The sequence below is a fragment of the Mucilaginibacter gossypii genome (genome assembly GCF_017569325.2).
Taxonomy (GTDB): Bacteria; Bacteroidota; Bacteroidia; order Sphingobacteriales; family Sphingobacteriaceae; genus Mucilaginibacter; species Mucilaginibacter gossypii.
Window position 1 is genome coordinate 1,043,304 of record NZ_CP071878.2, and the last position, 20,742, is coordinate 1,064,045.

Here is a 20,742-nt window from a genome sequence, read left to right on the forward strand (position 1 = left end):
TTTTAGGGCTTTTTATAAAATCAGCCCGAAAGATAGCTAACCTATTTTAATTTTAAGGCCTCAATGATCTTTTCGGCATCAAAATCCCTGTCTACCGATGGTAAATAGATGTCAAAAGCTTCAGCCTGTAGTTTTTTGGCATATTGTTCGCTAAAAAAGTGCTTGCCATCTTTAATTACGTAATTCAGGATAAAAAAACGATAAGCTTCTTTTAAAAAGCGGATCTCATCGGCAGTAAGCGGGTTAACTTTATGGTATTCTTTTAAAAAAATGATGAATCGGTCTTCCATCATGGTGTTGATCACGTAGCTGAAAACGGTACGGTCGCCGATATCAGAAACTACGCGACTAAAAAAATAAAAATCGAGCAAACGGTAACTCATCCTGAACCAATCATAATCCCAGCGCGAGTAAAGCTCAAGATCAGGTGTTACCGAAAAGTTGCCGATATTCCAGTCGATAAATACAGGAATGATCTCGAACGAGCTCATATTGTATTTGGAGCGGTTTTTCAAAAAGGTTTCGCAGTGGTATTTTAAAAAGTCGGCCTGCATACCGGAGCCAAATTGTTTTGGGTTGGTCTCGATTTGTTGCTGCAACGCCCAGATATCGGTGCGTAAAGTCTTTGACGATTTAGGCAACACATTTTTAACCCTGGAGCATGCTTTATGGAATTTGCCAACCTGCTGACCAAGTTTTTTAATATGGTTTTCTTCTAACCGGCGTGGCAGGCGCTGTAAAATGCGTGTAGGGTTATAGAAAACCACCCAGGCATCGGTTTTGCCGTGTTTATGATGATAGATGTAAACGCGGTTGTTTTTTTGTAAAGAACGGGCCAGGAAATTCTCAAACGGGTAAAGCAGGTTAATTGCCAGCGTTTGAATAATGCGGTGGTCCTCCTTAAAATGTTCGAACTTGCCAAAGTATGAGAGTTTGGCTATGATAATATCATCGTCATCAAACGTAATACGGTACACGTGATTGGTTGAAACCATAGCGCTGATATCTTCAATATCGCGGATGGTTTTTGACGCGTCATACCCTTCCCAGGCCTTGCGGATAATAAAAGAATAGTCCATTTGTATGTATCTGCCGGCAAAGTTACGCCATTGGCAGCATTCGGTTTATAATTAACGGTGTAAATATATTATTAATTTCTGAACCGGGATTTGGAAGGTTTTTTTGGATGGGCAGGATTTTACCTGGTGTTTTTCTCTGAACCAGGATTAAATGGATTTTTAAGATTTATTGGCTTTTATCTTTAGGGTTTATATTTTTTGTTTAGGAGTCTTTTTACAGTTAATGATTTGCTCCCAAAATTTAATAGCAAACCAATCTCTACATTATAGGCTTCCAGATAGTTTATGGCCTGTGCCAAATGAACATCTTCAAGTTGGGTAATTGCCTTAAGCTCCACGATGATCATTCCGGATACAAAGAAATCAACTCTGCGGGTTCCGATATGAAGATCCCTGTAATGGATTGGCATCTCCTTCTCCCGTTCAAACACAAGGCCATTTAAGGCCATCTCAATTTCTAAAGCTTTCTGATAAATAACCTCCTGAAATCCGTTGCCAAAGTGCTATGTACCTGCATAGCACAGCCAATTATTTTACCTGTTATGTCGGTGTGTTTAAGTTGATCCATTTTGAAAACAAAATAAAAGAGCCATCAGCATAACAATCTTTGCCCTCATGCAAATCAAAATCCTAAAAATCCAAAAAATCCCCCCAAATCCCGGTTCAGATAATCTCAAAATACCTTTTCAACTCCCAGTCGGTTACGCTTTTGGTAAACTGGCGGTATTCCCACAGCCGGGTTTGGGTAAAGTGATCAACAAAGCCTTCGCCGAAGAGCTCTTTGGCAATATCGGAGTTTTGCATGGCTGTTGCGGCTGCATGCAGGTTTGGCCATAGTACACCATTGCTTTTGTCCTGGTAACCATTGCCTGTTGTTGGCTTAATATTTAGCTCAAGCTTGTTTTTAATACCGTACAAGCCCGAAGCCAGTGCTGCAGCCATGGCCAGGTATGGGTTAGTATCCGAGCCAGGGATGCGGGTTTCCAGGCGGGTATAGTTTTGGGTGGTATTGATAACACGTAGCGCGGTAGTGCGGTTTTCAACACCCCATGTTATGGTGGTGGGCGCCCAGGCGCCTTCAACAAGGCGTTTGTAGCTGTTTATGGTTGGCGCGTACATAGGCAACAGGTGAGGCATGCAGTATAGCTGACCTGCAAGGTAATGCTTATGCAGGTCGCTCATTTTGTTTACATCGTTAGAGTCGTAAAACAGGTTTTTTGATTGGTCTTTAGTCCACAGGCTTTGATGGATGTGGCCACTGCAGCCAGGCAGTGTTTCGGTCCATTTGGCCATGAATGATGCCATGATACCGTGTTTATAGGCTATCTCTTTAACTGCGGTTTTAAACAGCGTTGCTTTATCTGCGGCAGCTAAAACTTCATCATGAAGTATGGCAGCTTCATATACTCCCGGGCCAGTTTCGGTATGCAGCCCTTCTATTGGAATATTAAATTTAGTAAGCAGGTTAAACAGATCGTAATAAAAATCGCTGTTTTCTGATGTACGTAGTATAGAATAGCCGAACATGCCCGGTGTTAGTGGTTCAATATTGGTGAATTTTTTATCGGCAAGCGTTTGTGGTGTCTCTTTAAAATTGAACCATTCAAACTCCTGAGCAAACTCGGCATGATAACCCATTGCTTCACACCCGGCCTTGATATGTTTGAGAAGGCTACGAGGGCAAGCCGGCAGATCGTTGCCATCAGGTTTGCTGAAATCGGCTAAAAAAAAGGGGATATTATCCTGCCAGGGTACATTACGCAGGGTCGACAGGTCAATACGGCAAAGTTTATCCGGGTAACCGCTTTGCCAGCCGGTTAACTGTACGTTATCATAACAAACATCGCTGCTATCCCAGCCAAATACCACATCGCAAAAGCCATAGCCACTTTGCAATCCATCAATAAATTTTTTAGGGTGGATCACCTTACCGCGCAAAATGCCATCAATATCGGCAAAGGCGAATTTTATTTTCTGGATGTTATTCTGTTCTATATATGCTTTGATCTCTTCTGTGTTCATGGTATAAAAGTATGGCCGGTTAAGGTGCAGCAAGATAGCTATTATGGCTTAAACTATAAAAAAATAGCCTGTGCGTGTATAATACGCGATAGCGTTTACCTTTGTTTGAGTTATTTATGGAAACAACAAGTCAATTTTTATTTGTGTATGGCACATTGCTGCAGCCTGGTAACGAGTTTGCAGCGTATCTAAATAAACACTGTAAATTTATAGGTAACGGAAGAACAAGAGGGCGACTTTATGATATTGGCCAGTATCCCGGCGCTGTGATCGGTAATACTGAAGAACGCTACATTTACGGTAGTATTTTTATGATGGATGACCCTGAAACAATATTGAAAGTAGTTGATGATTATGAGGGAATAGGAGAATTGTACAATCATCCGCACGAATATATCAGGGAGAAGGTTGATATTTTTACTGATAATGGAGATATAAATTGCTGGATGTATCTTTATAATTTACCTGTAGCCGCTTATAATGAGGTTACCACGGGTGACTATATCCAATATTTAAAAGATACTTCTGCCCAAAACAATGCTTCTAAACAGCTATTTAAATAAAAGTTGAATGTTAATATTATAAAGCTAATGCTTTGATAGAAGAAGTATATGTAGTTGACAAACAGATTGTAGAAAAAAAATCCCCCGGTTTACAAACCGGGGGATAAAATAATAACTATTTATTAGGGGGATTAAATCTTAGCTGATTTTACAGTTTTGATGATCACAGCAGCAACTTTGTATGGATCGGCAGCTGAGTTAGGACGACGATCTTCCAGGTAACCGCTCCAGTTGTGATCAACAGCATACAGAGGGATACGGATAGAAGCACCACGGTCAGATACACCATAGCTAAAGTCATGGATAGAAGCTGTTTCGTGTTTACCGGTTAAACGCTGATCGTTATCAGCACCGTAAACAGCGATACACTCAGCAACTGCAGGGCGGAAAGACTCGCAGATAGCTGTGAAAATTTCTTTGCTGTTTGCAGTACGTAAAGTAGTATTTGAGAAGTTAGCGTGCATACCAGAACCGTTCCAGTCTAATTGACCAAGCGGTTTGCAATGCCAGTTAACAGCAACTCCGTATTTTTCGCCAATTCTTTCCAATAAGTAACGTGCAACCCAGATCTGGTCACCAGCTTCTTTAGCACCTTTAGCAAAGATCTGGAATTCCCACTGGCCGGCAGCAACCTCAGCGTTGATACCTTCAACGTTTAAGCCTGCTTCTAAACACACGTCTAAGTGTTCTTCAACAATTTCGCGGCCGAAAGCATTGTTTGCACCTACTGAACAGTAGTAAGGGCCTTGCGGACCAGGGTAGCCACCTGCAGGGAAACCAAGTGGTTTGTTTGTTGCGGGATCCCACAGGAAGTATTCCTGCTCAAAACCGAACCAGAAATCATTATCATCATCAGCGATGGTAGCACGGCCGTTTGATTCATGTGGTTTGCCATCAGCACTTAATACTTCGCACATTACTAAGTAAGCGCTTTTTCTTTGCGGATCTGGAACAACAAAAACTGGCTTTAAGATACAATCAGATGAACCACCTGGTGCCTGCTCAGTTGAAGAACCGTCAAAGCTCCAGTTATCTAAATCTTCTACTTTTCCGCTAAATTCTTTAACGATTTTTGTTTTGCTACGCAGGCTTTGTGTTGGTTTATAGCCGTCAAGCCAAATGTACTCGAGTTTCGTTGCCATTTTTTAATTAATTTGTAAAGTTGGGGTTCTAATTATAGTTTTTGTATTAATCTCAATAATTATTAAGGCGAATTTAAATTATTTTTACAAAATTCATTACAAATGTTAAGAAATTTTGTATTTTTTTTCAATAACACGTTAATTATAGCTGTAAACCTGTAAAAAAGGATCTGTAAAACTGTGTTTTTAACAATTTCATATTTTCGGAAATGAATAAGGGCTGTTTTTTATCAATAATGCAAATGTGCGTGTACGGGGTAGACTTGCAGGTATAATACAAGCAGATATACTTGCCTCTTTCGGTAAGGCTGAGATAAAAATTATTGATACAGGAACTTAGTCGCTTAATTTTTCTGATATGTTCTTAATAGCGTCGTCGAGCCTGGTGGCCGAATCGTAAAGATGCTTTTCAACCTGTAAAAACTCCTCTTTTTTGTCTTTGCTTTCGCTCATCAGCTCAACGAGGCCTAATATATTGGTAAGATGTTTACGTACCTCATGCGAGTTGATAAAAGCCAGCTCGTTTTTTTTGGTATCATATAATAATTTTTCATAGTGCCGTTTTTGCCTGGCGCTGCGATATAACAGGGCAATAACAGCAAACATGAAAACTGTGGTAATGCTGATGAGGATCAAAATAAGGCGTTCGCGCCTGTATTTTTCGGCAGTATCGGTAAACGAGGTTTCAATCTTATCAATTTTTATTTGCGCCGATACATTGCCCACCTGTGTGGTATTATTCAGGCTTTCTTCTGATTGTTTCAATGCAAGGTCAAAATTCTCGACAGCCAGCTTGTAATCGCCCCTGTCCCGGGCTATTTTTCCAAGCAATTGATAAAGATGATGCTTTATTTCAGGGTGATTATCAGAATATGGAAGCGCGAGCAGCTGGTTAGCTATAGAGCTTGCCGAATCCGGTTGTCCGTTCAGGTAAAAAGCATCGGCTAGGTTTTGTTTCTCAACATCGTTAGGTACATATTTTTTGTCCCTTTGAAGGTTTTTGATTTGTGTTATAGCTTTGTTATAATCATGTTTTAACAGCGATATATAATAGGCAGTACGATATTGATAGCTGAATAGTTTATAACTTTTGTTGTTTGGCCCCATTAAATCATCATGACATCGCTGCAGCGAATCAAGGTTTTTCGTCCTAAAAAAGTTTTCGGCCTTGTTATAGCTTATTATCGTGTAAAATCTGTCGTCCTTTATCTTATTTTCTTCCTTAATATGAAATGCCTGGTTAAGGTAATATAATGACTGACTATACAGGTTGAGTTTGTAATACAGATCGGATATATTGATATTCAAGAATACCTGCAATAGCGGATCGTTAAGTTTTAAAGCTTGTTTTTGAGCCAGACCGTAACTGTATATGGCGCCTATGGGGTTGCCTTTATCTGTTTGAATAAAAGCAAGATGGCTAATAAACGAATAAAGCAAAAAATCGGCTTTGTTCTTTGATGCCTGGTTAATGGCTTTAACCATAGCCGTTTCAGCTTCGGGGAGTTTTAAAAAGCGTTTCTGAATAATGCTTTCAATAAAGTATTTTAAAGCTTCCTTGTCGCCCACATCGTATTTATCAAGCTCTTTATAAACTTCATTTTTACCCTGCGGGATCGTATTTACGGGCCCCTGCTGAAAGCGAAGCTTAATATAATTAACCAGTTTTTTATCCTGAAGATCCCTGTTCTGGATTTTTAAAAAATGAACAAGACTGTCTTCTGGAAGATATACATATGGATCAGCTTTTGAATAGCTCACACCAGATATTATCAGCAAAATACAGAAGAGGGATTTTTTTAAGCTACGCGCCATGGAGCATAAAAATACGTTGGCGTATGATAATTTCAAATACTTTATACCATTTAATTTTAACTGTCAAACTTATCAAGCAGCTTCAAAAGCGTTTCAAAGTCTTTAGGATATGGAGCATGGATGGTAACTTCGGTTTCGGGATTGATACGAAATGTTATTTCATAAGCATGCAGGGCAAAGCGCTTCATGATAGGCAGCTCTTCCTGATCTTTACCTAGATGATATTTGCGCTTTATTTTGGAGAGGAAAACAGGCTCGCCCTTATACATCTCATCGCCGGCTATGGAGGCCCTTTGTGTTGCCAGGTGGATTCTGATCTGGTGCATACGGCCTGTAACCGGGCGACATTCAACCAAAGTATAATGTTTATAATATTTTAACGACTGAAACCAGGTTTCGGCACGCTTGCCTTCCTGCCTGCTAATGGTTACACTGCCCTTGCCAACATTTAATATAGGCAAATCAACAAGCAGGTTATCGAAAGTATGCGTACCGTCAATAACCGCATGATATACTTTTTTAACTTTACGCTTTTCAAACTGAATGGAAATCGATCGGTAAGCCTCGGGATTTTTTGCAAAAATAAGCGCGCCGGATGTTTCTTTATCAAGGCGATGACAGATCTGCGCATCGTCCCAATAAGCCTTAGCCAGTCTTAACATGCTGATCTCACTGCTGCCTTCGCCCCGTTCATCAAGTGAACTTATAAAAGGCGGTTTGTTTACAACAATAACGTCGTCGTTCTCAAACAGTATCAGATCGGCAAATTTGGGAAACTTCATAGCCCGCAAAAATACGGTTTATAATTTAAACAGCTGCCACCGTATTTTATTCATTTGTGCTGCTAAATTGAAGCTGCAAACACGGTAGCGAATTAAGTTGAATGTTAATAAAAGTTTTAGCCAATATTTACTCCATATCATCATTGTTTAATAAATAAAACTTCCTGTTTTTCCTCGTTAAAAAAGTGTACCTTCGCGCCGTTATTTTCATGGTGGTGCTGAGCGCTTTTTTGCCTGTAATCCCTTCATCGACAATAAAAAAGAATTAAATAAACAATGAAAAAAATTGGCGACTACAGGAAACTCCTGAACGTGACCGAAAATGCGGAGTTAAGTGAGTTACGTTCGGTTTATAAAAGCATGATGAAAACCTGGCATCCCGACAGGTTTCAGGACGACAACAGGGCAGAGGCAGAAGAGAAGAGTAAAACAATTATTGAAGCTTATCATTTTTTGGTAAGTATTGCCCCTGAAACCCGTGCTCAAACTTTGCCCGATTATACAGCTACCACAACGTTATCAAACATTGCCGATTTTGAGTATAAGCAACAGGTACTGAAAGTTACTTTTCTTGATGGTAATGTATATGAATATTTTGGAGTGCCCAAAGCGGTCTATATCAAACTGATCAATGCTGATTCGCCCGGCCGGTTTGCCCGCAGGCATATTTTTAACGAGTTTGTATATCGCAGCGTAAATAAACTGGTTGCTTCGGCTTAATTATCTTATCCTACCTGGTTAAGCCTTTCTAAATCATCGGCGGTGTCAATGTCAATAGCGCCCAGCGGAAAAGGGAGTATAAAAACGTCATCGGTATGTGCTTCGATGATTTTTTTTGCACCTTCTACCCCCTGCAGGCCAAGTAGTTCAGGGAAATATTTTATATCGAACAAAGCGGGCGCGCCCAAAACATCACGATAGCCGCAGGCAATAATACCGCAGTCATTAACCTCCTTTTTTTCCATTAATTGTGATATCAGGAATGAATCAACAAATGGCTGATCGCAAAGCATCAGGATAATTGAAGTTATGCCGGGTTCAAGCCTCAAAATTTCGGCTACACCAACTTTTATTGACGAACCCATTCCCTCTTCCCAACGCGGATTGTGAATAACGCCTACAGCTTGTTCATCTATATTGGGACGGATTAATTGTTCATTGGCTCCTAACACCACAATAACTTTTTCGCAATTCAGGCAGGTAAGCGCGGTTTGAATTGCCCGCTGTAAAAGGGTTTTACCCTGGTAGATTTGGTTTTGCTTGGGGGAGCCAAAACGATTTGATGCGCCTGCTGCCAGAATAATAATCCCTGTCATTTTTTATAACTGTTACGTTAGATGTTGATATGACTGTTGTTGTAATGCCTGGTTAATGATCATGCATTACCATTTTGTAGCTTCCGGTCCTGCGTTTTATGTTTGTTTAGGCTCAGGGGGCTTCCTTTTTATAAATTCTTTGGGGCGGATGCTTGCCTTAATACGGTAATAATTTAATGAAAGTTTTAATTAGATCTGTTCATTTATAACAAATTGATTTTTTGTGCTTTATGTGTGTATTGCGAAAGGAGTATAACTCGGTTACGCTTTGGTAATTTTATTTAAGACCGGATATATCACTGAGGAAGGAAATAAAAATACATTTCGTAAACATCTCCAAGCGGGGTAATGCTTATTTTTACAATTGCCATGCATAAACTTAAAGGTGTAATGGCTGTTAATTAATTAAATTTACAGGATAAAAAGGCTACATTTTGTTAAAAGATAATCATGGACGGAAGATCAGCTATATGCGCCTCGCGGTGACAGACAGGTGCAACCTGCGCTGTTTTTACTGTATGCCTGAAGATGGCTTGAAGTGGCTTTCACGCGCCGAGCTCATGACCTATGAGGAAATGCTGCGCAGCTGCAGTTTGCTTGTAAAAATGGGTATCGAAAAAATCCGTATTACCGGGGGCGAGCCCTTTGTACGCAAAGATATTATGCATTTGCTCACAGCTATATCCAGGCTGGATGGTTTGAAAGAGCTGGGCCTTACAACTAACGGCGTGCTTACAGCTCCTTATGTGCCCGAATTAAAAAAGATAGGTGTACGGTCAATAAACCTGAGCCTGGATACGCTGGATGCCAACCGCTTTTTTACTATTACCCGCCGCGACGAATTTGCCAGTGTGATGACAGCCTTAGATGCCATGCTGAGCCATGATATGGAAGTAAAGATCAATGCTGTGGTGATGGATGGCAAGAACATTCAGGACATTATCCCGCTGGTTGAATTGGCCAAAGAGCTACCTGTAAGTGTCAGGTTTATAGAAGAAATGCCTTTTAACGGCGATGGCCATGTATACGACGGGTTGCATTGGGATTACCTTCGCATTTTAGATGAAATAAAAAGCAAATATCCGCAAATAAAGAAACTGGATGACCCGGCTTATTCCACTTCATACAATTATCAGGTCCCGGGGCATAAAGGTACAATTGGTATTATAGCCGCTTATTCGCGTACATTTTGCGGCAGCTGTAACCGGATCCGCATAACGCCTCAGGGTGGGTTAAAAACCTGTTTGTATGATGATGGCGTGCTCAATTTAAAAGATCTGATGCGCGCGGGAGCTTCTGATGAAGTATTGGAGGATGCCTTGTTAACCGCTTTTAGCCACCGTCCGGCAGATGGCTGGGAAGCCGAGCGGGCACGGGTAGCCAAAACAGGCATCCACGAGTCAATGGCCACTATTGGCGGATAGTTTTTAAACTACATATATATGACAACGGTTGAAGAAGCTGAAAAACTGGTGCTTGCACAAATCAGGGATTATGGTACTCAAAGCCTCCCGTTTGAACAGGCTCTGGGTTGTGCCCTGGCCGAAGACCTGAAGGCCGATCGTGATCTGCCGCCCTTTAACCGGGTAACCATGGATGGTATCGCTATAAGATATGAAGCTATTGAAAGCGGGATCAATATTTTCCGCATCAAAGCTACCCAGGCAGCCGGTGACGAGCCGGTTCAAATCGACAGCGCCGAGGAATGCATCGAGATCATGACCGGTGCTGTGTTGCCCGCTTCGGTTGATACAGTGATCCGTTATGAGGATGTGGAGATCATCGCCGGGTCGGCGAGCGTACACACCCGCGACATAAAAAAGGGGCAGAACCTGCATTTGCAGGGCCTTGATAAAAAACAAAATGATGTTATATCAACGGAAGGACAGGTGGTAAGCCCCGCTATCATTAGTGTGGCGGCATCAGTAGGTAAAACCCACCTGCTTGTTAAAAAAATGCCGCGTGTGGTAATAGTTTCGTCAGGAGATGAATTAGTTGATGTGCATGAAACGCCGCTGCCGTACCAGATCCGCAAATCAAACAGCTATATGGTAAAAGCCGTTTTAAAACAACATGGTACCGATGCTGATATTTTGCATATCCCCGATGAGCCCGCGGTTACTGAAGAAAAGATCCAGTACTGTTTACAAAACTATGATATACTGCTGCTAAGCGGTGGTGTTTCGATGGGGAAGTTTGATTATATCCCCCGGACGCTTGAGGAATTAAAGGTTGAAAAGTTGTTTCATAAAGTAGCCCAGCGGCCCGGTAAACCCTTTTGGTTTGGCAGGCATAATAACGGTGCATTGGTGTTTGCTTTTCCGGGTAACCCGGTAGCCACATTTATGTGCCTGCACCGTTACTTTTTAACATGGCTTAATACAGCGCTGGGCTTGCCCGCAAAAGCCGCCACATATGCGGTATTAGGGAAAGATTTTACATTTCAGCCGGCATTACAATACTATTTGCAGGTAAAGCTGCAAAGTAACGGGCAAGGCCAATTGATAGCTACGCCTGTTGAGGGAAATGGTTCTGGCGATTTTGCTAACTTAGCAGATACCGAAGCTTTTTTAGAACTTCCGGCCGAAAAGAATAATTTTAAAGCAGGAGAGGTGTTTAAGGTTTGGAGGTTTTAGTTTTTGGGATTTCACCGATTTTCTTTGTTGATTACACCGATTTTTTGATTTGATCGAATCCATAACATAATAAGTCGCTATAAACAAACAAAGGAATCATGGCCCTAACAAATCGGTGAAATCACAATAAAAATCAGTGTAATCATAATAAAAAATAATGTTAACCCACATAAACAAACAAGGCGATCCTAATATGGTTGATGTAACTGAAAAGCAGGTTACCCACCGTACTGCTACTGCGCGTAGCATTGTTAGTTTGCCGGCAGAGGTATTTGAACTTTTAGCAGGGAATGAATTGCAGAGTAAAAAAGGCCCTGTTTTTCAAACGGCTATTATTGCCGGTATCATGGCGGCAAAAAAAACCGGCGATTTGATACCACTTTGCCACCCGCTGGGTTTGGATAATTGCAATGTAGTCATATATATCAACGAACAACAGGAGGTTGTTGTTGATTGTACTGCAAGCATTACCGCCAAAACAGGCGTAGAAATGGAAGCGTTGGTAGGAGCTTCAATAGCGGCGCTTACTATTTATGATATGTGCAAGGCCATGAGCCATGATATAGTGATAAAAGAAACCAAACTGATCTCAAAAACAGGAGGTAAACGTGACTTTAAAAGATCATAACCAGCCGTCGGGCACCCATAAAAAACACGCCAGGCTGTCAAGGCCTTCAACCGGTAACTTTGGCCGTAACGAGTGGGCTATTCTGGGCGGCCCCTGTACCGTGATCAAATTATTGGCCGATGATGTGATCCGTTCACTTTCACCGGTTTATAAATGTGCTTATGTGGATATGTCACATAATGATGATATTACTTTGCTGCCCGGCAGATTGGTGAGCGGCGCCTCGCTCGAATATACCGACCAGGTAAACTATCAGCAATTCAATTATCAAAACCCGGTATATCCTTATCAGCTCAAACAGCAATTTTCATTTGCCGACCTGATATTGGTTAATGGTAACCATCAGCAGGCCAATGCCCAGATAGTTATCATCGATAGTAATAAAGAAGCGTCGCTGCAAAAAAGGACAGGTCAGCTCAATAACGTTCAGCTTTTTCTGCTGGCCGATAATGCAAGCGAAATTCCGGGCTTTATACAGGAGGTTATCCCTCACTGGCAGCAGATCCCCGTTTTAAAAGTAGATGACCGTGAAAGGATCGTTGCTTTTTTTGAGACTGCTTTAAAACAGGCCAAACCTGTTTTAAACGGCCTGGTATTGGCTGGGGGCAAAAGTACCCGAATGGGTTTTGATAAAGGTACGGCCACGTGGCATGGCAAGCAGCAACGGTATTATATGGCCGATTTGCTCAAAAACTTTTGCCGGGAGGTTTACATTTCCGGTCGCCCCGGCCAGCAGCAGGAAATTGACCCGGCTTATCCCGTTATAGAGGATACATTTGCTGGTTTAGGGCCTTACGGGGCTATTCTTTCCGCTTTTCGCGAACAGCCGGATGCCGCCTGGCTGGTCATAGCCTGCGATTTGCCTTTGATGGATGAAGCTACCCTTCGCAATTTAGTGGCCTGGCGAAACAGTTCGTCGGTGGCTACGGCTTATCACAGTCCGGTAACCGATTTTCCGGAACCGTTGATAGCCATATGGGAACCTAAAAGCTACCCTGCATTGTTGTCGTTTTTGGCGCAAGGGTATTCATGCCCGCGCAAGGTTTTGATCAATAGTGATATTACGTTGTTAAACGCCCCACAACAGGAGGCGCTTACCAATGTGAACACGCCTGAAGAATTGGAGAAAGTAAAATCAATGATCCACCATACAATAGTTGCTACTAATGAATCAGGATTTACAACGATATAACTGCCAGATAGCACTGCCCGGTTTTGGCGAGGGAGCCCAGCAATTATTGCAGCAAGCCCGCGTACTGGTTGTTGGGGCAGGAGGGTTGGGCTGCCCGGCTGCACAATACCTGGCATCAACTGGAATAGGCACATTAGGTATTGCCGATTTTGACCAGGTATCGGTAAGCAACCTGCATCGCCAGGTGTTATACACGCCGGCCGATGAAGGCGAAAATAAAGCTGAAGTGGCCTGTACACGCCTGCAGGCCCAAAATCCGGGTATTAAGATCGTACCTCATGCCATCAAAATAACATCCGATAATGTGATGGATGTCATCAGCAATTACGACATTGTGCTGGATGGTACCGATAATTTTGAAACCCGTTATTTGCTCAACGATGCCTGTGTTTTGGCAGGTAAACCCATTGTTTACGGTGCTATTTACCAGTTTGAAGGGCAGGTTGCCGTTTGGAATGTAAGCAACGCTAAAGGGCTTAATTCGCCCAATTACCGTGATCTGTTTCCCGAAGTGGATGCTACCCAGATCCCTAACTGTACCGAAGGCGGAGTTGTACCTACACTTGCCGGAATCATTGGCTGTATGCAAGCCAATGAAGTAATCAAGTACATCACCAAAACCGGTGAATTATTGGCTGGAAAAGTGCTGATCTTTGACGCACAAAGCATGCAAAGCCGTATCTTTAAAATTGGCCCGGTGACAAAAACGCATATCCGCAGGTTAAAAACAACTATCACCATTCCAACCATCAACGCTGATGAACTAAAAAAACGAACCCTTTTGGATGATACCATAGAACTTATTGACGTGCGTACCATTCAGGAGCGTGAAGCCTATGATATTGGCGGTACGCATATCCCGCTCGATGAAATAGAAGAGTACCTGGCCTATTTTACCAGCCCTAATACCAAAGTCCTTTACTGCTCATCGGGCAAACGAAGCGACGAGGCGGTAAAACTAATTCTCAAAATGATTCCCGATGCAGATGTATTTTCGTTGGAAGGTGGATTGGAAGAGTACAAGGTTGGATAGATGATTTCGGATTTCGGAATTTCGATTTCGGATTTTTTTATTGTGATGTTGGCGGTGTTGTCACCGTGCCGTTGTTGGTGTTGTCACCAACAATCATCGGCTAAGATCATAAATATTGGCAATTGCATGGCGTAAAGTTGTTGGTGACAACACCAACAACGGCACACAGTTTTTTTAAAATGAAAAATCCAAAATCGAACATCCCAAATCCGAAATCCTAAGGATGTGCTGCCACCCAAACATCGCCGTCCTCAAAGCTTTCTTTTTTCCAAATAGGGACGGTTTGTTTAAGTGTATCGATAATATACCTGCAGGCGTCAAAGGCAGCATCACGGTGTGCTGCTGAAACTGCAATAACAACCGGCACCTCGCCAACCTGCAGCAATCCGGTACGGTGGTGGATCAGTATTTTTTGAATGGGCCAGCGTTCAAAGGCCTGGGCGGCAATTTTGTTCATCTCGCTGATAGCCATGGGCTCATAAGCTTCAAAATCGAGCCTTAAAACTTTTTTCCCTTTGGTTGCATTACGAACGGTACCAATAAACACGTCTATCCCCCCGGATTCGGGTGACATGATCCAATCAATACACGATTGAATATCCAGTGTTTGGGCCGATAAGAGGATCTGTGTATTCATAGCAATGCAAATCTATATTTTATCTACCAATGATTTCATGAGGTATTTGGGCGATTCGGTATAACCCTGCCTGTAATAAAACCGGTGGGCATCAGTCCTGCGTGTATGGCAGTGTACCTCTATCCTGTCGGCATTACATTCTTTGCCAAGTTCGGTAATATAATCCTCAAGCGACTTGCCAATACCTTTGCCCCGGGTGTTTTCATCAACAGAAAAACAACTGATGCGAATAAAATCACCTTTAACTACCAGCTGTGTTAAAAAATCAATGGCGATAAAACCTGCAACCTTACCTTCATCTTCATAAACCAAAACCTTCGATGAAGATTGTCGCAACATCTTTTCAAGGTTTTCCGGCAAAAAATCTTCAGTGCCAGGATAGCCCAATTGCGTTAGCAGGTTTGATATTGCAGTATGATCGGCAAGCGTTGCGCTTCTGATGGCCATTCTATATTAAGTTGATTGTTTAATATTGATGAAATTAAGGGTAAGTCCTAAAATACTACTGCAAGCTGCCCACTAAAAACTGTAAACTGCCGCTAAAAAGTTTACTGCCACTGCTACTTAAAAACTGCAAACTGATCTACCCCCCGCTTACAGGCGGAATGATCGCAATCTCATCACGTTCGTGAATAGTATCGCCGGGCAGGGCATATTCGTTGTTAACAGCCAGCATGTATGATGAAAGCTGCTTTAAACGCGGGTATTGTTGCTCAAGCAGGTATTTTAAATTGGAGATAGTTGCATCGTTGGTCATTTCCAGGCTAACTTCGCTGCTTCCAAATATCTCCTTAGCCACTCCAAAAGCCAGTATGTTGATCTTCATATCTCAAAAATATTCAAATTAGCTTACAAAACGAGCAGCAGGTGTAAATTTAACAAATCGACATATGTAAGTTCATTATGCGGGTCCAAGCCTCCGGGTTTGAACCTAAACAAAAAATAAGTGTGGGGGATTAACCTTGCCGGGGTTTACATGTGTTAATGCTATTTTTCATGTAATTAATTGATTGTCAATTAAATAATGTAAAATAGTTCGAATTTCTGTTAACCCTGTTAACCCCTTGCCGGCCTAAGTTAACGGCTGTTTTGCAGACGCTTGCCTCAAAAACAATTCAAACGAAGGGACTTAAGCTGGCCTTCTGCATATAAACTTGCATAAACAAACTATTCCATAAATTGTATCTTTGAATATGTCTTCTCCATCAGTTATTCATATCCCGGTTGTAAAAGTTAACGCTAACCGAAGCGCACGGGAGGAGGATAGCGTAGCCATTGAAGAACCACTTGAAATTAAACTGGAATATGGCCCTGCAGATGGCAGGGAGCTACGTAATATCTCTGTAACTATGCGTACCCCCGGGCATGATGCCGAACTGGCAACCGGTTTCCTTTTTACCGAAGGCATTATTAAAAATGCAGATGAGATAAAGTCGGCAAAACACAGCTTTATAACCTGTGCCGAAAACAAGGAGAATACCATGCTGGTAACACTTGAACAAGATGTGATACCACATCTTCAAAATACTGAACGTAATTTTTATACCACCAGCAGTTGCGGTGTGTGTGGCAAGGGTTCTATCGACGCTATTCGCACGGTAAGCAATTTTGCCGCCGGGTCAGATGATGGCAATGTGATCCACAGTTTGGTACTTAATCAGTTGCCGAAGATTTTGCGCGGGCACCAGCGGGTATTTGATGATACGGGCGGTTTGCATGCATCGGCTTTGTTTACTCCTTTGGGTGAGCTGTTATTATTGAGGGAAGACGTAGGCAGGCATAATGCTTTAGATAAGCTGATAGGTGCTGCTATGATGTATAACTGGTTGCCGTTGCAGCAAACAGTATTGTTACTTAGCGGCAGGGCAAGTTTTGAGCTTATTCAAAAGGCCGCGATGGCCGGCATCAGTATTATTGCGGCAGTAGGTGCACCGTCAAGCCTGGCTATAGAACTGGCAAACGAATTTAATATTACACTAATTGGCTTTTTACGCGATGAGCGCTTTAATATTTACGCGGGCGCGCACCGGGTAATGGTCCCCGATGAGGCCGTACTAACGGCGCCATCGGCGTAAACTGATTGATACCAATGAAAATAAGGATAAAAGGTAATTCACTAAGATACAGGCTCACTAAAACCGATGTAGCCAAACTGGCCGGAGAAGGTTATGTTCAGGAAACCGTGGATTTTGGCAGCCAACAGCTTATTTACGCTTTGAGACTGGTTGATGATGAACATCTTTCGGCAACCTATAAGGAGAATGCCATAACATTATATGTGCCAAAAGCTGTGGCCACCGGCTTTGCCAACGATGACAAAGTAGGTTATGAAGGTAAGCACGGCAGTTTGCATTTACTGGTTGAAAAAGATTTTACGTGTTTGGATGAAGTCGCCGAAGATCAGAGCGATAATTATCCTAATCCCCTAGCAGCTAAAAAGCCATGAGCAAGCAAACAGAAAAAGGACCGGTAGCAGAGAATCCTGAGGAATTGCTCGACCTGAAAATAACACATCCAAAAGACTGGGCAGCGGGTATCCCTGCTGTAACAGTGGCTATGGTTGATATATTAAAGGAAACTGGTTTGGCAAGAGGTATGGAGGGTTTGTTTCATATGAACAAAAAGAGCGGCTTTGATTGCTCTGGCTGTGCCTGGCCCGACCCGGATGACGACCGTTCAGCCATTGCCGAATATTGTGAAAATGGAGCCAAAGCCCTTGCCGAAGAAGCTACTACCAAAAAACTCACCAGAGATTTTTTCGCCGAAAATTCAGTAGCGGATCTTGCCAAGCTTAACGATTATGAGATAGGGAAGAAGGGGCGTATCGCCCAGCCGGTTTACCTCGCTAAAGGTGCCACTCACTACGCCCCGGTTAGCTGGGATTTTGCGTTTAAAAAAATAGCGAATGAGCTTAACGCTTTGGCGTCGCCCGATGAAGCTGCATTTTATACATCTGGCCGTACCAGTAACGAGGCTTCATTTACTTACCAGTTATTTGTGCGCGAGTTTGGTACCAATAACATGCCCGATTGCTCCAATATGTGCCATGAAAGTACCGGCGTTGGCCTTGCAGATACCATTGGCATTGGCAAGGGGACCGTCACCCTTAATGATTTTTACGATACCGATGTAGTCATTATCATGGGGCAAAACCCTGGTACCAATCACCCCCGGATGCTTAGCGCGCTTGAAAAGGCTAAACAGAAAGGCTCAAAGATCATTGCGGTAAACCCCTTGCATGAGGCTGGGTTAATGGGTTTCAAAAACCCGCAAACGGTAAAAGGCATTTTAGGTATCAAAACGCAATTAGCCGATCTGTACCTGCAGGTAAAAATAAACGGTGATATGGCTTTGCTAAAAGCCATGGAAAAACTGCTATACAAAGCCGAGCAGGAAAATCCCGGCAGCGTCTTCGATCATGAATTTATTAAAAAGAACACTACTGGTTACGTTGCCTTTTTAGACAGCCTGAACCAATATGAGGTTGAGGACCTGGCTAAAGCTGCCGGTTTAACAGTGAATGAAATTGAGCAGGCTGTTGATCTGATTAAAAATAAAAACCGCATCATCATTTGCTGGGCTATGGGCATCACCCAGCATAAAAACGGAGTGGATACCGTAAAAGAAATTGTGAACCTGGCCATGCTAAAAGGCGCCATCGGTAAGCCCGGGGCCGGTTTGTGTCCGGTGCGTGGCCATAGCAATGTGCAGGGTAACCGTACCATGATGATTTGGGATAAGCCTAAACCGAAGCAGTTGGATAAACTCAGGGAAGTTTTTGGTTTTGAACCGCCGCGGGGGCATGGCTATGATGTTGTTGAATCTATTAAAGCTATGGACGAGGGCAAACTTAAAGTGTTTTTTGCCATGGGTGGCAATTTCCTTTCGGCTACACCGGATACCCTGTTTACGGCACAGGCCATGCGTAAACTTAAGCTGTCGGTACATGTATCAACCAAATTAAACCGCAGTCATCTGGTTCATGGTGAGGAAGCTTTGATCCTGCCAACACTATCACGAAGTGATAAAGACGTTGTAAATGGCGAGGAGCAGTTTATAAGCTGCGAAAACTCTATGGGGGTTGTCCAGATGTCAAAAGGGATGCTGAAGCCGGTATCTGAACATCTGATGAACGAGAACCAGATCATTTGTAATCTCGCTAAAGCCACATTAGGTAATCGCGCCGTTGTCGACTGGGATAAGTACTCACAAAGCTATGATGCAGTGCGCGACGCGATAGCCAAGGTTATTCCGGGCTGTGAGGATTATAACCAAAAGGTACGTTTGCCAGGTGGTTTTTACCTGCCCAATGCTGCGCGGGAGGGTAAGTTTATCACCGAAAAAAATGGAGCTGTTGTGCCTTTCAATATCGCCCCGTTGCCGAAGCATGAACTTGCGGCTGATGAATATCATATGGCCACTATCCGCAGCCATGATCAGTTTAACACCACCATATATGGCCTTGACGACCGCTACCGGGGCATTCACAATGAGCGCCGGGTAATTTTGATGAACGAAAACGACATGAAAAATGCCGATTTTAGAGCGGAGGAAAAAGTTGATCTGTTTAATTATGATGATGGTGTTGAGCGGGTAGCGAGGTTGTTTGTAGTTGTACCCTACAACATTCCCGAGGGGAATACAGCTACCTATTACCCCGAAGCCAATGTGCTGGTCCCTATCAACAGCGTTGCCGAACAAAGTAATACGCCCACATCCAAACTGGTTAATATCAAAATCAGGAAACACGTGGGTTAATAACCATTCTAAATACTTACACCTTAAAACAAAAGCGTTTACATAATACTTATCTCCTTAAAAAAAATATTATGTCATTTGATCAATATCACGAGCCGGCAAATGAACTATCCGACGAAACCCGCACCTTTGCCCGAATGATAGTTTCATTAACCGAAGAGGCTGAGGCTATAAACTGGTACGAACAGCGGATTTCTGTCGAAAAAGATAACCAGGCCAAGGCCATTATGCAAAACGCACAGCAAGAGGAATTTAAGCACTTTGGTATGGACCTGGAGTTTTTGCTGCGCAAAAAACCGGTATGGCGTACTACACTGCAGGCTATTCTTTTTAAAGAGGGTGATATTGTTGAGCTGGGCACCAAAGGTGAAGAAGCGGCAGAATAATAGTCATTTTTACATTTTTAATACCATTGTTTTATCATCGTTATATTAAGTTGGGGCTATTGTATTATCTTTAGCGCTTAAATTAATACGGCCCTACTATAAAAGAATATGATCTGGTACGAAGAGGATGTGAAGCAGCTGGAAATTAAGCGAACCAAGCTTGATTATGTGCCGCGAGTGATTTTTTATGGAAGCTCATCCATTCGTTTGTGGAATACGCTTGATGCTGATTTTGATGACATGCAACCTGTTAACCTTGGCTTTGGCGGTTCTACACTGGCTGCTTGCGTATGGTTTTTTGAACGTATAATGCATTCCTATAACCCCGAATCCATTGTAGTTTATGCGGGCGATAATGATCTCGGCGATGGCCGCAATCCCGAGGAAGTTTTTATATTTTTTAAGCAGCTCACTGTTGAGGTTGAGCGGCTTTTTGGTAATATTCCCTGCTATTATATATCGCTTAAGCCAAGCCTTGCCCGCTGGCCTATTGTTGAAAAGTACAGGTACACCAATAGCTTAATTGAAAACGAGATAATACACCGCCATAAAAACTGGCAGTTCATCAATATATTTAATCAGATGATAGATGCTTCCGGTAAACCAATACGAGAATATTATGATAAAGATGGTTTGCACTTGAGCAGCGCCGGTTACACCTTGTGGAAAAACGCAGTTTTACAGCGAATGCCGCAAAGTATCAAATTAGCTTAATATAGGGTTTACACGCATTTGTCATCTTTCAGCGGTTTA

The 20,742-nt window shown here is 42.6% G+C and carries 22 protein-coding genes; 12 read left to right on the plus strand and 10 right to left on the minus strand.

Annotated elements, in window-relative coordinates; translation table 11 throughout:
• Nucleotides 1-41 precede the first annotated feature (41 nt).
• The 3 genes from J3L18_RS04425 to J3L18_RS04435 all read right to left on the minus strand — a co-directional run bounded on the left by J3L18_RS04425 (nucleotide 42) and on the right by J3L18_RS04435 (nucleotide 3,101).
• Nucleotides 42-1,079, minus strand: coding sequence for a hypothetical protein (locus J3L18_RS04425; RefSeq protein WP_091162177.1), 1,038 nt, complete (start codon nucleotides 1,077-1,079; stop codon nucleotides 42-44).
• A gap of 182 nt (nucleotides 1,080-1,261) precedes the next feature.
• Nucleotides 1,262-1,528, minus strand: coding sequence for a GxxExxY protein (locus J3L18_RS04430; RefSeq protein WP_243771474.1), 267 nt, complete (start codon nucleotides 1,526-1,528; stop codon nucleotides 1,262-1,264).
• A 214-nt stretch (nucleotides 1,529-1,742) separates the two neighbouring features.
• Entirely contained in the window at nucleotides 1,743-3,101 is a 1,359-nt protein-coding gene (locus J3L18_RS04435; RefSeq protein ID WP_129569699.1) for a glutamine synthetase family protein, read from the minus strand.
• 116 nt (nucleotides 3,102-3,217) lie between these two features.
• Between J3L18_RS04435 and J3L18_RS04440 the strand changes: the two genes are divergently transcribed.
• Entirely contained in the window at nucleotides 3,218-3,664 is a 447-nt protein-coding gene (locus J3L18_RS04440; RefSeq protein WP_129569700.1) for a gamma-glutamylcyclotransferase family protein, read from the plus strand.
• A 131-nt stretch (nucleotides 3,665-3,795) separates the two neighbouring features.
• Here J3L18_RS04440 and J3L18_RS04445 read toward each other — a convergent pair whose 3' ends face one another.
• The 3 genes from J3L18_RS04445 to J3L18_RS04455 form a co-directional block, all read right to left on the minus strand.
• Nucleotides 3,796-4,806: a glutamine synthetase beta-grasp domain-containing protein gene (locus J3L18_RS04445; protein WP_091162185.1), complete on the minus strand. Its 1,011-nt coding sequence runs from the start codon at nucleotides 4,804-4,806 to the stop codon at nucleotides 3,796-3,798.
• A 336-nt stretch (nucleotides 4,807-5,142) separates the two neighbouring features.
• Nucleotides 5,143-6,567 (minus strand): hypothetical protein, encoded by a 1,425-nt coding sequence (locus J3L18_RS04450; protein WP_129569701.1) that lies wholly within the window; start codon nucleotides 6,565-6,567, stop codon nucleotides 5,143-5,145.
• A 110-nt stretch (nucleotides 6,568-6,677) separates the two neighbouring features.
• Entirely contained in the window at nucleotides 6,678-7,403 is a 726-nt protein-coding gene (locus J3L18_RS04455) for an RluA family pseudouridine synthase (protein WP_129569702.1), read from the minus strand.
• A 276-nt stretch (nucleotides 7,404-7,679) separates the two neighbouring features.
• Between J3L18_RS04455 and J3L18_RS04460 the strand changes: the two genes are divergently transcribed.
• Entirely contained in the window at nucleotides 7,680-8,123 is a 444-nt protein-coding gene (locus tag J3L18_RS04460; protein WP_090526427.1) for a KTSC domain-containing protein, read from the plus strand.
• A 5-nt stretch (nucleotides 8,124-8,128) separates the two neighbouring features.
• On the opposite strand, the gene J3L18_RS04465 is transcribed toward J3L18_RS04460, so the two are convergent.
• Nucleotides 8,129-8,719 (minus strand): nucleotidyltransferase family protein, encoded by a 591-nt coding sequence (locus tag J3L18_RS04465; RefSeq protein ID WP_091162191.1) that lies wholly within the window; start codon nucleotides 8,717-8,719, stop codon nucleotides 8,129-8,131.
• A 434-nt stretch (nucleotides 8,720-9,153) separates the two neighbouring features.
• Between J3L18_RS04465 and moaA the strand changes: the two genes are divergently transcribed.
• The 5 genes from moaA to J3L18_RS04490 all read left to right on the plus strand — a co-directional run bounded on the left by moaA (nucleotide 9,154) and on the right by J3L18_RS04490 (nucleotide 14,208).
• Entirely contained in the window at nucleotides 9,154-10,143 is a 990-nt protein-coding gene (gene moaA, locus J3L18_RS04470; protein WP_129569703.1) for a GTP 3',8-cyclase MoaA, read from the plus strand.
• Nucleotides 10,144-10,161: 18 nt separating this feature from the next.
• Entirely contained in the window at nucleotides 10,162-11,355 is a 1,194-nt protein-coding gene (locus J3L18_RS04475) for a molybdopterin molybdotransferase MoeA (protein WP_208102502.1), read from the plus strand.
• 157 nt (nucleotides 11,356-11,512) lie between these two features.
• A complete protein-coding gene (gene moaC, locus J3L18_RS04480; RefSeq protein ID WP_129569705.1) occupies nucleotides 11,513-11,983 on the plus strand; it encodes a cyclic pyranopterin monophosphate synthase MoaC in 471 nt (156 codons plus the stop codon).
• Complete coding sequence (locus J3L18_RS04485; RefSeq protein WP_208102501.1) at nucleotides 11,964-13,175, plus strand: NTP transferase domain-containing protein; 1,212 nt, start codon at nucleotides 11,964-11,966, stop codon at nucleotides 13,173-13,175. Before moaC ends, J3L18_RS04485 begins: the two co-directional genes overlap by 20 nt.
• Entirely contained in the window at nucleotides 13,150-14,208 is a 1,059-nt protein-coding gene (locus J3L18_RS04490) for a HesA/MoeB/ThiF family protein (protein ID WP_129569706.1), read from the plus strand. The genes J3L18_RS04485 and J3L18_RS04490 overlap by 26 nt, the downstream gene beginning before the upstream one ends.
• Before the next feature lie 217 nt (nucleotides 14,209-14,425).
• Here the strand turns inward: J3L18_RS04490 and J3L18_RS04495 are convergent, their stop codons facing one another.
• The 3 genes from J3L18_RS04495 to J3L18_RS04505 form a co-directional block, all read right to left on the minus strand.
• Complete coding sequence (locus J3L18_RS04495; protein ID WP_091162201.1) at nucleotides 14,426-14,845, minus strand: molybdenum cofactor biosynthesis protein MoaE; 420 nt, start codon at nucleotides 14,843-14,845, stop codon at nucleotides 14,426-14,428.
• A gap of 12 nt (nucleotides 14,846-14,857) precedes the next feature.
• On the minus strand, nucleotides 14,858-15,292 hold the full coding sequence (locus J3L18_RS04500; RefSeq protein WP_129569707.1) for a GNAT family N-acetyltransferase: 435 nt from the start codon (nucleotides 15,290-15,292) through the stop codon (nucleotides 14,858-14,860).
• A gap of 136 nt (nucleotides 15,293-15,428) precedes the next feature.
• Nucleotides 15,429-15,671 (minus strand): MoaD/ThiS family protein, encoded by a 243-nt coding sequence (locus J3L18_RS04505; RefSeq protein ID WP_090526447.1) that lies wholly within the window; start codon nucleotides 15,669-15,671, stop codon nucleotides 15,429-15,431.
• Between the two features lie 367 nt (nucleotides 15,672-16,038).
• Between J3L18_RS04505 and fdhD the strand changes: the two genes are divergently transcribed.
• From fdhD to J3L18_RS04530, 5 genes are all read left to right on the plus strand, one after another.
• Nucleotides 16,039-16,920 carry a formate dehydrogenase accessory sulfurtransferase FdhD gene (fdhD, locus tag J3L18_RS04510; protein ID WP_129569708.1) on the plus strand — a complete coding sequence of 294 codons (882 nt, stop codon included), beginning with the start codon at nucleotides 16,039-16,041 and terminating at the stop codon, nucleotides 16,918-16,920.
• Between the two features lie 14 nt (nucleotides 16,921-16,934).
• Nucleotides 16,935-17,291 (plus strand): DUF7009 family protein, encoded by a 357-nt coding sequence (locus tag J3L18_RS04515; RefSeq protein WP_129569709.1) that lies wholly within the window; start codon nucleotides 16,935-16,937, stop codon nucleotides 17,289-17,291.
• Nucleotides 17,288-19,603, plus strand: a complete 2,316-nt coding sequence (locus J3L18_RS04520) for an FdhF/YdeP family oxidoreductase (RefSeq protein WP_129569710.1) — start codon at nucleotides 17,288-17,290, stop codon at nucleotides 19,601-19,603. Before J3L18_RS04515 ends, J3L18_RS04520 begins: the two co-directional genes overlap by 4 nt.
• Nucleotides 19,604-19,674: 71 nt before the next feature.
• Nucleotides 19,675-19,989, plus strand: coding sequence for a ferritin family protein (locus J3L18_RS04525; protein ID WP_091162212.1), 315 nt, complete (start codon nucleotides 19,675-19,677; stop codon nucleotides 19,987-19,989).
• A gap of 108 nt (nucleotides 19,990-20,097) precedes the next feature.
• Nucleotides 20,098-20,703 (plus strand): GDSL-type esterase/lipase family protein, encoded by a 606-nt coding sequence (locus tag J3L18_RS04530; protein WP_112655780.1) that lies wholly within the window; start codon nucleotides 20,098-20,100, stop codon nucleotides 20,701-20,703.
• Nucleotides 20,704-20,742: the final 39 nt, after the last annotated feature.

Bases quoted from the DNA above. Each gene is read 5' to 3' on its own strand.
- J3L18_RS04425 (WP_091162177.1), bottom strand. From the start codon at position 1,079: ATGGACTATTCTTTTATTATCCGCAAGGCCTGGGAAGGGTATGACGCG.
- J3L18_RS04430 (WP_243771474.1), bottom strand. From the start codon at position 1,528: ATGGCCTTAAATGGCCTTGTGTTTGAACGGGAGAAGGAGATGCCAATC.
- J3L18_RS04435 (WP_129569699.1), bottom strand. From the start codon at position 3,101: ATGAACACAGAAGAGATCAAAGCATATATAGAACAGAATAACATCCAG.
- J3L18_RS04440 (WP_129569700.1), top strand. From the start codon at position 3,218: ATGGAAACAACAAGTCAATTTTTATTTGTGTATGGCACATTGCTGCAG.
- J3L18_RS04445 (WP_091162185.1), bottom strand. From the start codon at position 4,806: ATGGCAACGAAACTCGAGTACATTTGGCTTGACGGCTATAAACCAACA.
- J3L18_RS04455 (WP_129569702.1), bottom strand. From the start codon at position 7,403: ATGAAGTTTCCCAAATTTGCCGATCTGATACTGTTTGAGAACGACGAC.
- J3L18_RS04460 (WP_090526427.1), top strand. From the start codon at position 7,680: ATGAAAAAAATTGGCGACTACAGGAAACTCCTGAACGTGACCGAAAAT.
- J3L18_RS04465 (WP_091162191.1), bottom strand. From the start codon at position 8,719: ATGACAGGGATTATTATTCTGGCAGCAGGCGCATCAAATCGTTTTGGC.
- J3L18_RS04475 (WP_208102502.1), top strand. From the start codon at position 10,162: ATGACAACGGTTGAAGAAGCTGAAAAACTGGTGCTTGCACAAATCAGG.
- moaC (WP_129569705.1), top strand. From the start codon at position 11,513: ATGTTAACCCACATAAACAAACAAGGCGATCCTAATATGGTTGATGTA.
- J3L18_RS04490 (WP_129569706.1), top strand. From the start codon at position 13,150: ATGAATCAGGATTTACAACGATATAACTGCCAGATAGCACTGCCCGGT.
- J3L18_RS04495 (WP_091162201.1), bottom strand. From the start codon at position 14,845: ATGAATACACAGATCCTCTTATCGGCCCAAACACTGGATATTCAATCG.
- J3L18_RS04500 (WP_129569707.1), bottom strand. From the start codon at position 15,292: ATGGCCATCAGAAGCGCAACGCTTGCCGATCATACTGCAATATCAAAC.
- J3L18_RS04505 (WP_090526447.1), bottom strand. From the start codon at position 15,671: ATGAAGATCAACATACTGGCTTTTGGAGTGGCTAAGGAGATATTTGGA.
- fdhD (WP_129569708.1), top strand. From the start codon at position 16,039: ATGTCTTCTCCATCAGTTATTCATATCCCGGTTGTAAAAGTTAACGCT.
- J3L18_RS04515 (WP_129569709.1), top strand. From the start codon at position 16,935: ATGAAAATAAGGATAAAAGGTAATTCACTAAGATACAGGCTCACTAAA.
- J3L18_RS04520 (WP_129569710.1), top strand. From the start codon at position 17,288: ATGAGCAAGCAAACAGAAAAAGGACCGGTAGCAGAGAATCCTGAGGAA.
- J3L18_RS04525 (WP_091162212.1), top strand. From the start codon at position 19,675: ATGTCATTTGATCAATATCACGAGCCGGCAAATGAACTATCCGACGAA.
- J3L18_RS04530 (WP_112655780.1), top strand. From the start codon at position 20,098: ATGATCTGGTACGAAGAGGATGTGAAGCAGCTGGAAATTAAGCGAACC.